General features: G+C 53.6%; 10 protein-coding genes. 8 read left to right on the top strand and 2 right to left on the bottom strand.

The annotated features are described in order from the left end of the window. Window positions 1-157 precede the first annotated feature (157 nt). Complete coding sequence (locus AU182_RS01245; protein WP_153039077.1) at window positions 158-820, bottom strand: hypothetical protein; 663 nt, start codon at window positions 818-820, stop codon at window positions 158-160. Between the two features lie 570 nt (window positions 821-1,390). Between AU182_RS01245 and AU182_RS01240 the strand changes: the two genes are divergently transcribed. The 8 genes from AU182_RS01240 (at window position 1,391) to AU182_RS01205 (ending at window position 10,729) form a co-directional block, all read left to right on the top strand. Further along, window positions 1,391-2,803 (top strand): undecaprenyl-phosphate glucose phosphotransferase, encoded by a 1,413-nt coding sequence (locus AU182_RS01240; RefSeq protein WP_066959581.1) that lies wholly within the window; start codon window positions 1,391-1,393, stop codon window positions 2,801-2,803. Window positions 2,804-2,851: 48 nt separating this feature from the next. Next, the gene (locus AU182_RS01235; protein ID WP_066959578.1) at window positions 2,852-4,063 is read left to right on the top strand and encodes an outer membrane beta-barrel protein; all 1,212 of its coding nucleotides are present in this window, start codon (window positions 2,852-2,854) and stop codon (window positions 4,061-4,063) included. 27 nt (window positions 4,064-4,090) lie between these two features. Next, window positions 4,091-4,633, top strand: coding sequence for a polysaccharide biosynthesis/export family protein (locus tag AU182_RS01230; protein ID WP_082859133.1), 543 nt, complete (start codon window positions 4,091-4,093; stop codon window positions 4,631-4,633). A 7-nt stretch (window positions 4,634-4,640) separates the two neighbouring features. Continuing rightward, on the top strand, window positions 4,641-6,821 hold the full coding sequence (locus AU182_RS01225) for a polysaccharide biosynthesis tyrosine autokinase (protein ID WP_066959575.1): 2,181 nt from the start codon (window positions 4,641-4,643) through the stop codon (window positions 6,819-6,821). Between the two features lie 109 nt (window positions 6,822-6,930). Continuing rightward, complete coding sequence (locus AU182_RS01220; RefSeq protein ID WP_066959573.1) at window positions 6,931-7,668, top strand: tyrosine-protein phosphatase; 738 nt, start codon at window positions 6,931-6,933, stop codon at window positions 7,666-7,668. A gap of 340 nt (window positions 7,669-8,008) precedes the next feature. Beyond that, a complete protein-coding gene (gene hppD, locus AU182_RS01215) occupies window positions 8,009-9,103 on the top strand; it encodes a 4-hydroxyphenylpyruvate dioxygenase (protein ID WP_066959571.1) in 1,095 nt (364 codons plus the stop codon). Between the two features lie 37 nt (window positions 9,104-9,140). Continuing rightward, window positions 9,141-9,689 carry a VOC family protein gene (locus AU182_RS01210; RefSeq protein ID WP_066959569.1) on the top strand — a complete coding sequence of 183 codons (549 nt, stop codon included), beginning with the start codon at window positions 9,141-9,143 and terminating at the stop codon, window positions 9,687-9,689. A 32-nt stretch (window positions 9,690-9,721) separates the two neighbouring features. Continuing rightward, entirely contained in the window at window positions 9,722-10,729 is a 1,008-nt protein-coding gene (locus AU182_RS01205) for a fumarylacetoacetate hydrolase family protein (RefSeq protein WP_066959567.1), read from the top strand. Window positions 10,730-10,786: 57 nt separating this feature from the next. On the opposite strand, the gene AU182_RS01200 is transcribed toward AU182_RS01205, so the two are convergent. Continuing rightward, the gene (locus AU182_RS01200) at window positions 10,787-11,641 is read right to left on the bottom strand and encodes a carbon-nitrogen hydrolase family protein (protein ID WP_066959565.1); all 855 of its coding nucleotides are present in this window, start codon (window positions 11,639-11,641) and stop codon (window positions 10,787-10,789) included. Window positions 11,642-11,729: the final 88 nt, after the last annotated feature.

The following is an 11,729-nucleotide window of genomic DNA, read 5'->3' as shown; positions in this document are numbered from 1 at the left end:
GCTATGGATCTACTTTCCACGCTGTATTCGTCCGTATCTATTCCTAAGCGTATCTACGCAATTTACAGGATGAAATTAACCTTCTGAAGGTCGCCTGCCAATCGCCGACACTAATTGGTTTGGGTGCGTAGTGACGGCCGCAGGAGAGTCCCGACGCTTAAGCCTGGACGGTTGCTTCGTGTTCTTTAGAGCGTGTGGATATTGGAGCTGACGGTGCTTGCGGGGCGCCCGGAGTCCAGTCGGAAGGCATAAGGGCGAAGTCGATCAATGTCGATGTATCACCAGTGTTCCTCGCGTGTTCGATGCGCTGGTAGAAGTTCTTACCGGTATTTTGTGGAACGCTTGTGCTCATCTGTACGCCCTGCTTGGGGCGCTCTACGTATTCAGGAAAGGACATTTCTGCGGCGTTCTGCTTGGCATATCCCTTGCCGAAAAGCTGTTTCAGATCCCCGAACCCATCATTGCTTACGAGCTGTTGCCCGCGAAGGTTGACACCTTTAGCGATGGCGCGCGAAACAAATTGCTCGAGGTTTTCAGTGTCGAAAGCGATATGTTGTACGCTATGGTCGCCATGGCACTCAGCGAAGGCTGTGACTTGACTCTTTTTCTTGCGATCGATCCCCTCTACCAGTACGACCCCGAAGGATTCAAAGTCGATACACCAGAGCTTCATGCTGCTATCCGGATCGTCGGGACGAACGTCATCTACCCGTTTGGTGAGCTTCCCGCCTTCCACTTCGATGTGGTACCAAGCCCATTTTTCGATCATTCCTTCTGCAACCGCATATGCGATATGGTCAACTCTGCTGACTCTAGACATTCCATGTCCCCCCGAAATTGCACTTTTTGCCACGAAAACTGTGGCTAGCGGACGCCAATATGGCATTGCTGAAAATAATGTCAACTGAAAAATACTGAGAACACGCGCACAAAAATGATTCACCGGTGGAGGCTTAATTCAAAATTTGTGCGAAATGCACGCTTGCATCCATGGAAGATCGAGTTCCCATTTGCAGATGTGGCGCGTATTTCAGTGTTCGGAGCGCACAGGCCATGCACTTAGGTTTTTATTCGCGCCAATATTCACTTTTTTGGTGCTTGGCGCGCTATGTGTTCGAAAATTAGTTGAGTCCCATCACACTTTGGTCCGATAATCCTACGCCACTGGCGCATACTCACAGCAAAAAACAGCTGGGATAAAAAAATTTTGGTAGCAAGGAAAATCGGCCCGGTATATGCATTGGTGTATACGGCACCGTCGCTGCTGATATCTCATTTTTGGCGATTAATGTGTTTTGCAATATGTCAGTGTCTTCAGCCTAATCGCAGAAGAGCTTAAAAACAGGGAATAGTTGGGGGCGTTAAGCCTCTCCTAATAGAGGGAGTGCTTGTGGAACAGGGATGGGTCCGCAGTCGTCGAAGTGGCATTACAGCGCTTTATCGACTGTTTGATGTGCTGCTAATTCAGGGGGTACTTTATGCAAGTCTTGCGTACTTTGAGGTCACACCCGGGAAAGACTGGCTGATTGCAGGCCTGCTGGCCGCGGTATCTTTTGCCTTTATATCAGAGTCTGTTGAACTGTACCGATCCTGGCGCGGTGAATCATACAAAAGAATTCTCGGTGCGGTGACTGTGGCTTGGGTTGCGGTATGTGCCTTTCTTATCCTCCTCGCTTATTCGTTCAATGCATTTGGCGCTGACTATATGCGGCCAGCCGTCGCGGCATGGATGATATTTACTTTCTTCGGCCTGGCCTTCTGGCGCTACTGTTTGCGTCAGTTTCTCTTTGCCATTCGTATGAATGGCGGCAATTCTCGCCGGGCAGTGATCATTGGCTGCACCGACGCTGGCTATAAACTCGCCAAGGATCTTGCCGAAAACCCCCAGTTGGGCATTCATGTCAATGGTTTCTATGAGGTGCCTGGATTTCAAGAACACGTCCGCTGCCTTGGCGACGAAGCAAGATTCCCTGTACTTGGGACCGTAGATGAGGCCTTAGAAAAAGGGCGGGCGGGTGAGCTGGATTTGGTATTTATCGCGCTACCCATGCGGGCAGAGCAGATAATCAGCGAAACGTTGGATAAATTCTCAGACACGACGGCAACCGTACATATTCTTCCCAACTTCTTTGTCGCTAAGATGTTGCATGCGCGTTGGCATCAGGTGGGAAGTAGTAGCCTTCTGAGCGTGTTCGATACGCCGATTCAGGGATTTGATGGATGGTTGAAACGATTGGAAGACCTCGTTCTGGCATCAATGATCCTTGCGCTAATTTCACCGATTCTGTTGGTGGTCGCGGCGGCCGTAAAGTGTACCTCACCTGGCCCAGTTATCTTTAAGCAGCGACGCTATGGGCTGGATGGCCGCACAATTTACGTGTGGAAGTTCCGCAGTATGACGGCTATGGACGATGGCGAAAAAGTAGAGCAAGCGAAGGAGGGGGATCAACGTATTACGCCAGTGGGTAGGATACTACGCCGAACGTCCCTTGATGAGTTACCCCAATTTTTTAATGTGTTACAGGGAACGATGTCGATCGTGGGGCCCAGGCCGCACGCGGTAGCGCATAACGAAGAATATCGGAGCCAAGTCAATGGCTATATGCTCCGGCACAAGGTGAAGCCTGGTATTACAGGGTTGGCGCAAATAAAAGGCTTCAGGGGAGAAACGGATACTCTGTACAAGATGAGTCGGCGTGTCGAGTATGACCTCGAGTATATTCGCCGCTGGTCAATCCTGCTTGATCTTCGAATTATATTCCTGACCATTTATCGCGGTTTTTACCACAAGAATGCCTATTAGCCGTCAATCCCGGTCGTGCGGATCGGTGGATGAGAGCGGGATACTGATATGAAGCGAAGATTCAACAGCGGTAAGGTGGCCGGCCATTGGAAGGGTAAAAAAATAACCTTGCACTGCGGTGCTGTATTTTTGGGGCTTGCGGGTATCGCCGCGACGGCGCAAGCGGTCACCGTCGACCTGCCGGCGAATTTCGAGCTGATCGGCTCGGCCGGGTTAGAAGTACAGTATGACGACAATGTCTCATTAACCACACAAAATCGCCAGGACGACTGGATTACACGTGTATCTCCGTCTTTGGAGCTATCACGTGAGGGGCAGCGTACAAATCTGAGTACTAGCTTTACGGTCACCCGTGGCCACTACCTAAATGGCGCACGAGAAAATTTTACAGATTATGCAGCAGATATTGCTTGGCAATGGCGTGTGGGTTCTCTGATTGAGGTGCGTTCGACAGCAAGTTATGCGGATGTCGCTCAGTCGGTTACAGGTACTTTGGATGGTGGGCTGGCGCCGATATTGGTCGAGGCTGAGCGAACACGGCGTCCGAGCGGAGAAGTTAGTATTGCCTTTGGTCGCCAGGGTGGCAGGCTACAGAGCCTAATCCGTCATGGCATACGGAAAAGTGAGTTTGACGACGCTGCCCGGGATTCCACAGCGGTATATTCAGGAGCGACTGGAAGCTTCGAATTGAATAGTATGCTTCTGGTGGGAATAGAGGCGGTTCAAACCAACCTGGACTATGTGGAACTAACCCAGATTCCGAGGCGGGACAGTAATGAAGTTCTTGTGATGGCCACCACAGAGGTACGGTTACCAAAAACAACTATTCAATTGCGGGGCGGAAGACTTCACAGAGATTTTACCCTGGATACGAGGCCGGATTTTGAGGGGCCACGCTGGGACGGACGAATTTCCTGGAGCCCAAAAACGTACAGTACTATCTCGTTCGCTATAGGGGAGAATGTGCAGGAGTCCCTAGGGTTCGCGAGCTTTGTTGACGTCAAGAGCTCCGTTTTTTCCTGGACTCACCAGTGGGGCGAGACGCTAAGTAGTACCTTTTCTCACAGTGAGACCGCGGGGGAATTCGTTGGTACTGAACGTTCCGATCGGGTGACGCGGTCAAGTCTTTCAGTAGGATATTTGCCTCTCGACTGGCTAAGCGTGCGGCTTGGTATGTCCAGTCTTGACAGCAGCACTTCGATAAACGCTCTGGGCCTGGAAAATAATCGATATTTTCTGGGGCTAGAGGCGCCGCTTTAATAGGCAGGATCAGGACAGGAATTTCGAATGCGTGCCTTGAAGCTAACATCGCTGGCTTTGACAATCTTGGTCAATGTTTTGCTTTCGCTGACACATGCGGCGGCCGCGACCGTTGAATACAGGATGAATGCCGGTGACAGAATTTCTATTCGGGTCTATGGCGAGAATGACCTGAACATCGACGCCATGTTGGGAGAGTCTGGAAATATCAATTATCCGTTTCTCGGTGAGATCAAAGTTGTCGGCCTTACACCTGAAGAGCTTGAGGCGATCATTGTAAAAGGTCTCAAGGGTGACTATCTGATTGACCCCAGTGTGACCGTATCTATAACCCAATATCGCCCGGTGTTCATCTACGGGGAAGTGCAGGCGCCGGGAGGATATAGCTATCAACCGGGTTTAACTGTCGGCAAGGCTACAGCGCTCGCACAGGGAATCACCGAGCGAGGATCGGAAAATAGAATATTTCTCACTAGAGAGGGTGATTCAGAAGAGGAGAGGGAGCGCGTAGAGATGTCTACCAAGCTCCGGCCTGGTGACGTGGTGACTATCGAGCAGGGGTTTTTCTGACATAAGTATGGAGACTAATACACGTATCGAGGAGGAGATGGATTCCTCGCCTCTGGGTAATATTGATATCATTGCGCTGATTTTTGCCGTTTATGAAAAAAAATGGTACATCGCAGCATTTGCACTGATGGTCACCATTGCGGCGTATTTTTCTGTACAAAGCATACGCGACAGATATCAGGCGACCGCGACCCTATTGCTATCGCCAAGCCAGACCAATCTGGTTTCAATCAGGGATGTGTACGAGGCTGGCGCGCAGCGTCGTGAATTTCTTATGACCCAGGTCGAGATGTTGCGTTCTCGGGCGATCGCAGAGAGGGTAGTGGATGCGATTGGCCTGGAAAATCATGAGGAGTTCAATCGGCCACCGAAACCCTCCCTCTCGTCAAAATTAAAGCAGTGGGTTGGCATTGAGTCTGAACCTGCATCAATGGACCCAGAGGCTTTGTCGCGTCGCAAACGCGAGCAGATCGTGAATCACATTGTCGACAAAATAAATGTGAGGCCGGTCAGGAATACCCAGCTGATCAAGCTGTCCTATGAAAGCTACTCGCCTCGGTTGGCCGCGGACATACCAAATGCAATTGCCCAAGCCTATATAGCGGAGCAGCAGAGTGTCCGTACAGATGTGACAGAAAAAGCCACTAGCTGGCTGAGTGAGAGATTAGAAGGCCTTCGTGAAAAACTGGAGGCTTCCGAGCATGCTCTCAATGCGTTTCAGCAGCGTGAAGATCTGGTTGACCTACAAGGGGTGCGCGGGCTTGCGTCTCAGGAACTGAACGAGACAATGAATCAGTTGCTGGAGGCAAAGCGGGAACTCAAAGATGTCGAGGCAATCTACCGCCAGGTCAGGAGGAAAGATGTTGCTGCAGAGTCGTTGCTAAGTCAGCCAGAGGTTCTTAATAATCCTCTGATTCAGGCCGCGCGCCAGGCAGAAAATTCTGCCCAGCTGGGTGTCACCGAGCTTGCGCGCCGTTATGGGCCCAAACACCCAGCTATGCAGGCGGCGCACGACGAGCTAGACAGTGCCCGTGCGAACCTCCGAGGTGAGATAGTGAATCTCGTCGCGAGCATCGAAATCGACTTCGAGCAAGCAAGGGAAAAAGTGCGTGCGCTAGAGAAGGAGCTGGCGATAGCCAAATCTGATTTGCAGACCGTAGCTCAAAAAGAGGTGCGCTACGATGAGCTAAGGCGCGAAGTGGAGATCAACAGCCAGCTTTATAATACCTTCCTGACAAGGTTCAAGGAAACTCGTGAAGTTTCCGGGTTTGAGACTGCTGCAGCTCGTCTCGCAGATCCTGCGATAACACCAAGGCGACCTCTTGCGTCCAAGAAGAGGCTTCTTATCTTGTTCGCATTCGTTGCGAGTACCGGATTCGGAGTGGCGCTTGTGGTTTTAATGGATCTCCTAAAAAATGGAATTCGAGACCCACAGGATGTAAGTAGAAAGCTAGGCCTGCCATTGATGGGCATGGTTCCCAGAGTGCCCTCAAAAGATGGAGATGGGCTCGCTCTGTATAACTATTTTGATGGAGAAGATAGACAGTTTTCAGAAGCCATACGATCGTTGCGTACCGGTGTCGTGCTCTCACGATTGGACGATAGAGCCGAAGTAATATGTGTAACTTCGTCTGCGCCAGAGGAAGGCAAGACTTCTATGTCAATCAACCTTTCGTTTTCCTTGGGACAGCTTGAAAAAGTGCTGTTGATAGATGCCGATATGCGCCGTCCCTCTATCGCTAGGAAATTTGATATTTCGCCAAACCGACCTGGTCTCGCCGATCTTTTGTCTGGCCGCTTTTCCACTGATGAGTGTATTGTTCGAGATGAAAAAAGCGGGGTAGACCTGATGCCCTCGGGCATTCGTCCAGAAGATCCTCAGCGCTTGTTGGGGTCGGTTCAATTCCAGAACAGGTTGAAAGAGCTCAGGGGAAAATACGATCGTATTATTATCGATACGCCACCAGTGCAGGCTGTAAGTGATGTGATGGTTATCGCCAAGTTAGCCAACTCCTTGCTTTACGTCGTTCGCGCAGAAGAGACAAGGGTAGGCGTCGTCCGAGCGGCAATTTCACGTCTGGCGAGTATCGGAATCAGGCCTGAGGGCGTGATACTGAATTACGTTTCCATGGAGAAACGGGGCGCTTATTCAGATCAACATTATGGTTATTATCCGGAATACTCATAGTAAAATCAGGGCTTCAAAAAAATTGTCTATTAGCAGCATGAGCCTAAGCGCATTGATGGCATATAGTCGACGGCGGGTAAACGCGCCATAAATGCGATAATATACGTCAATGATTGATCTCCACTGCCATATTTTACCGGGCGTTGACGATGGCCCGCAGACATTAGAGCAAAGCTTGGCGCTAATCCGGGCAGCTGCATCTAATGGCATCACGCATATGGTGGCAACGCCGCATATTCATCCCGGGCGTTATCCGAATACTGCAAGTTCAATCGCCCAGGCATTTCGAGGTTTCCTTGATTCGCTGCCCGTCCGCGAGGATCTTGGAGTTCAGTTTGCGCTGGCCGCAGAGGTGCGGGTTTCAGACGAACTGATTTATCTTGCTTCTGCGAATAAGCTACCCGCCCTCGGATACTGGGAGGGGGACCTCCTCGTATTGTTGGAAATGCCCCATAGCCACATTCCGGCGGGCCTGACCAAGCTGCTCGACTGGCTTACCCGTCAGAATGTCCGGCCGCTGATAGCGCACCCAGAGAGAAATAAAGACATTATTCGCGATTTCGACCAGATAAAACCGCTCGTCAAGGCGGGCTGTCTTTTTCAGGTTACCGCAGGTGCTCTGGTGGGGCAGTTCGGGGAGCCTGCACGGGCACGCGCCGAGCAGATCGTAAAGCGGGGCCTGGCAACAGTCCTGGCGACTGATACCCATCACATACAACGACGCCCCCCGAATTTGGCGGAAGGGCGACGTGCGGCCGAAACGTTAATCGGAGAGACATCGGCCTGGGCACTGGTCAAAGATAATCCCGCGAAAATCGTGGGTGATCGTGTGTTTATCGGTGCCTGATCATCTAGATTTCGAGTTCCTGAACGCCCTTGCCTAGTGGTTTCTCGGGGTGCAGCGACGCTGGCCACACTGCTAGCCCGTCTTCCCAGTCAGTTCTTTCACCTCTCTTCAGCTTCCGCGTCCCGGTGGTCCCTTAAATGTGAGATACAGAACGTAATGTTTGGTCACTGATTTTCCACCGGAAACCGTAGTCTGGACCTATCACTTCAAGAGCCGTCATTCGCGACCCTTGACATTGGTTACACGCGTAACTAAATTCGTTGCACCTGAAACCACCCGACCCGACGGCCACGAGCCGCGCTGCTGGTCGCGATAACGAATCCTATAAAAGGAGGATCACATGGCTGATTTATTTGAGAACCCGATGGGCCTGGACGGCTTTGAATTCGTGGAATTCACCGCCCCGGAGAAAGGCATTCTGGAGACCGTTTTTGACGCCATGGGCTTCACCAAGGTAGCGCGCCACCGCACCAAAGACGTTGAGCTGTGGCGCCAGGGTGACATCAACTTTATCACCAACTATGAGAAAGGCAGTCACGCGGACTACTACGCTCGCGAGCACGGCGCCTCGGCCTGTGGCCTGGCGTTTCGCGTAAAAGACGCGACCTTCGCCTACAACGCGGCGATCGAGAAGGGCGCGCAGCCGGTTGAAGTGAAGACTGGTCCGATGGAACTGCGTCTGCCGGCGATCAAGGGCATTGGCGGCGCTACCCTGTACCTGATCGACCGCTACAAAGAAGGCGAAAGCATCTACGACATCGACTTCCACTGGCTGGAAGGGGTCGACCAGCATCCACAGGGCTGTGGCTTTCACACCCTGGATCACCTGACCCACAACGTGTATCGCGGTCGCATGGACTACTGGGCCAAGTATTACGAAGATCTGTTCAATTTCCGCGAGATTCGTTACTTCGATATCAAGGGCGAGTACACCGGTCTGCTGTCCAAGGCGATGACTGCACCGGACGGCAAAATCCGCATCCCGCTGAATGAAGAAGCGGCCGGCGGTGGCGGTCAGATCGAAGAGTACCTGATGAAATACAACGGCGAAGGCATCCAGCACATTGCCTTTGCCTGTGACGACCTGGTGGCCTGTTGGGACCGTCTCAAAGAGCGCGGCATGCAGTTCATGACGCCGCCGCCGGATACTTACTACGATATGCTGGAAGAGCGCTTGCCGGGTCACGGCGAACCCACCGAAGAATTCAAGAAGCGCGGTATTCTGCTCGACGGCACCACCGAGGGTGGCCAGCCGCGCCTGCTGCTGCAGATTTTCTCAGCCAACATGCTGGGCCCGGTATTCTTTGAGTTTATCCAGCGCAAGGAAGACGAAGGTTTTGGCGAGGGCAACTTCAAGGCCCTGTTTGAATCCATCGAACGCGATCAGTTGCAGCGCGGTGTGATTGGCAAAAAAGGCGAGGAAGACGCGGCCTGATCGGCCGCGCCTTTTTAAACCAGCCGGGAGGCCAACCATGGCAATACAACGTATCCATCATGTGGCGTATCGCTGCCGCGATGCCAAGGAGACCGTGGAGTTTTACCGCGATCTTCTGGGCATGGATTTCCAGCTCGCCATCGCCGAAGACAAGGTGCCCTCAACCGGGGCGCCAGACCCGTACATGCACATCTTTCTCGATGCGGGGCAGGGCAATGTACTGGCATTCTTTGAACTGCCCAACTCGCCCGACATGGGCCGTGATGAAAACACCCCGCAGTGGGTACAACATATTGCGCTGGAAGTGGAGAGCATGGACGAGCTGCTGGCGATGAAGCAGAAGCTCGAAGATGCGGGTATCGATGTGCTCGGCCCCACCGATCATACGATCTTCAAATCCATTTACTTCTTTGATCCGAATGGCCACCGCATCGAGCTGGCTGCCAATACCGCCAAGCCCGGTATGCACAAAGAGCTGAAGCGCGTGGCCGAGGATATGCTGGAAGAGTGGTCGCGCACCAAAAAGGCACCGCGTCATGCGGCGTGGATGCACGGTGACGAAGAGTTCAAAGCACTCGATCCGTAAACCCAAAATACTATTTTTTAGAGGAAGGCACAGTGAAGTTAGCCAGCCTGAAGTCCGGCCGCGACGGTCAGCTTGTGGTGGTCAGTGATGACCTGACCCGCATGGCGTCCGCGGTGGAAATTGCTCCTACCCTGCAAAGCGCACTGGACGACTGGGCGGAAAAATCCGTGCAGCTCGAAGCGCTACAGGAAAAACTCAACCGCGGTGAAATCGAAGGCGAAGCCTTTGACCAGGCCCAGTGTCACTCGCCGCTGCCACGGGCCTACCACTGGGCCGACGGCTCCGCGTATGTCAATCACGTGGAACTGGTGCGCAAGGCGCGCAACGCGGAGATGCCGGAAAGCTTTTGGACCGACCCGCTGATGTACCAGGGCGGTTCCGATACCTTCTTGGCACCGCGCGAGCCGGTCAAGATGCCGCAGAGCGAAGGCTTCGGTATCGATTTTGAAGCGGAAATCGCGGTCATTACCGACGATGTGCCCATGGGTGTGTCTCCCGAGGATGCGCTCAAGCACATCAAGCTGGTAATGCTGGTGAACGATGTGTCCCTGCGCGGGCTGATTCCGAACGAGTTGTCCAAAGGCTTCGGTTTCTACCAGTCCAAACCCTCCAGTGCGTTTTCCCCGGTGTGCGTCACGCCCGCGCAGCTGGGTGGCAACTGGAAGGACGGCAAGCTGCACCTGCCGCTGGTCTCCGAGTTGAACGGCGAAAAGTTTGGCGAACCGAACGCGGGTGTCGATATGACCTTCCACTTCGGTCAGTTGATTGCCCACGCCGCAAAAACCCGCCCGCTGGGTGCGGGCACCATCATTGGTTCGGGGACGGTATCCAACAAACTCGACGGCGGCCCCGGCAAGCCGGTAAAAGAGGGTGGTGTTGGTTACAGCTGCATCGCCGAGATCCGTATGATCGAAACCATTCAGGATGGAAAACCGACCACGGCGTTTATGCAGTTTGGTGATCGCATTGCCATTGAAATGCTGGATGATCAGGGCCGTTCCATTTTCGGCCGTATTGAGCAGACGGTAGAGCAAGCCTGAGTGCGTGCTGTTGCCACAGAGGCCACCTTCGGGTGGCCTTTTTTTTGGCTGTCTTTTTTACGGGATTCTGCGCATGGACAGAAGCGGCATACGCTGTCTTACCTTGGCGAGTGTGGCGGCACTCAACTGGGCGGTGATCACTGCCTCTCCCTCCTCCGCCTGCGCGAGAATGGTGCCCCAGGGATCGATGATCATGGAGTGGCCCCAGGTTCGTCGTTTTTCCGAATGCTGGCCGCCCTGACCAGCGGCAATTACAAAACTGCCGTTCTCGATCGCGCGCGCTCGCAGCAGGGTTTCCCAATGGGCCTTGCCGGTGGTGTGAGTAAAGGCCGCCGGCACCACAAAGACTTCGGCACCCGCCGAGGCCAGCTTCCGATACAACTCGGGAAAACGCAGATCGAAGCAGATACTGAGGCCGATTTCCGCCCAGGGTGACGAGGCTACGCGTATTTCGTCGCCGGGCTCGATACTGGCGGATTCCCGGTAGCTGCCCGCGGCGTCTTCCACCTCCACATCAAACAGATGCATCTTGTCGTAGCGCGCGCGCAGCACGCCGCGGTCGTCGTAGAGCAGGCAGGCCGAGCGGCTGCGCTTGCCCTCGGCATAAGCGCCGTCGGGTCTTTCCAGCAGGGGCACGGCGCCGGCAAGAATCCACAGATTGAGTTCGGCGGACCAGGACTGCAGCGCGTGCTGGATCGGGTGCAATTCCGGGCTGGCATTTCCATTCTGGGGAAAGGTTTCCGCTACGGCATAGCTGCCCTGATCTGACAGGTGCGCAAAGTATTCCGGCAGCAACGCCAGCTGTGCTCCCGCCGCGGCCGCTTCTTTCAGCAGGGCGTGGGCGCGGGCCAGGTTATCGGCAACAGAGTCACTGCTGACCATCTGTACCGCGGCGACACAAACATCTTTCATGGCAGGGTGTTCCTGATGCGGATTCCGTGACGGGTGAGACACACAGGCTACCGCCAGCCAGTCAGTGTGCGCAAGCCAGGGGCACCGG

The sequence above is a fragment of the Microbulbifer sp. Q7 genome, assembly GCF_001639145.1.
Taxonomy (GTDB): Bacteria; Pseudomonadota; Gammaproteobacteria; order Pseudomonadales; family Cellvibrionaceae; genus Microbulbifer.
Note: the sequence above shows the minus strand (reverse complement) of the source record. Positions and strands in the feature narration are given on the sequence as shown.

Coding starts and splice junctions, on each gene's coding strand:
- AU182_RS01245 (WP_153039077.1), bottom strand. CDS start 820: ATGTCTAGAGTCAGCAGAGTTGACCATATCGCATATGCGGTTGCAGAA.
- AU182_RS01235 (WP_066959578.1), top strand. CDS start 2,852: ATGAAGCGAAGATTCAACAGCGGTAAGGTGGCCGGCCATTGGAAGGGT.
- AU182_RS01230 (WP_082859133.1), top strand. CDS start 4,091: ATGCGTGCCTTGAAGCTAACATCGCTGGCTTTGACAATCTTGGTCAAT.
- AU182_RS01225 (WP_066959575.1), top strand. CDS start 4,641: ATGGAGACTAATACACGTATCGAGGAGGAGATGGATTCCTCGCCTCTG.
- AU182_RS01220 (WP_066959573.1), top strand. CDS start 6,931: ATGATTGATCTCCACTGCCATATTTTACCGGGCGTTGACGATGGCCCG.
- hppD (WP_066959571.1), top strand. CDS start 8,009: ATGGCTGATTTATTTGAGAACCCGATGGGCCTGGACGGCTTTGAATTC.
- AU182_RS01210 (WP_066959569.1), top strand. CDS start 9,141: ATGGCAATACAACGTATCCATCATGTGGCGTATCGCTGCCGCGATGCC.
- AU182_RS01200 (WP_066959565.1), bottom strand. CDS start 11,641: ATGAAAGATGTTTGTGTCGCCGCGGTACAGATGGTCAGCAGTGACTCT.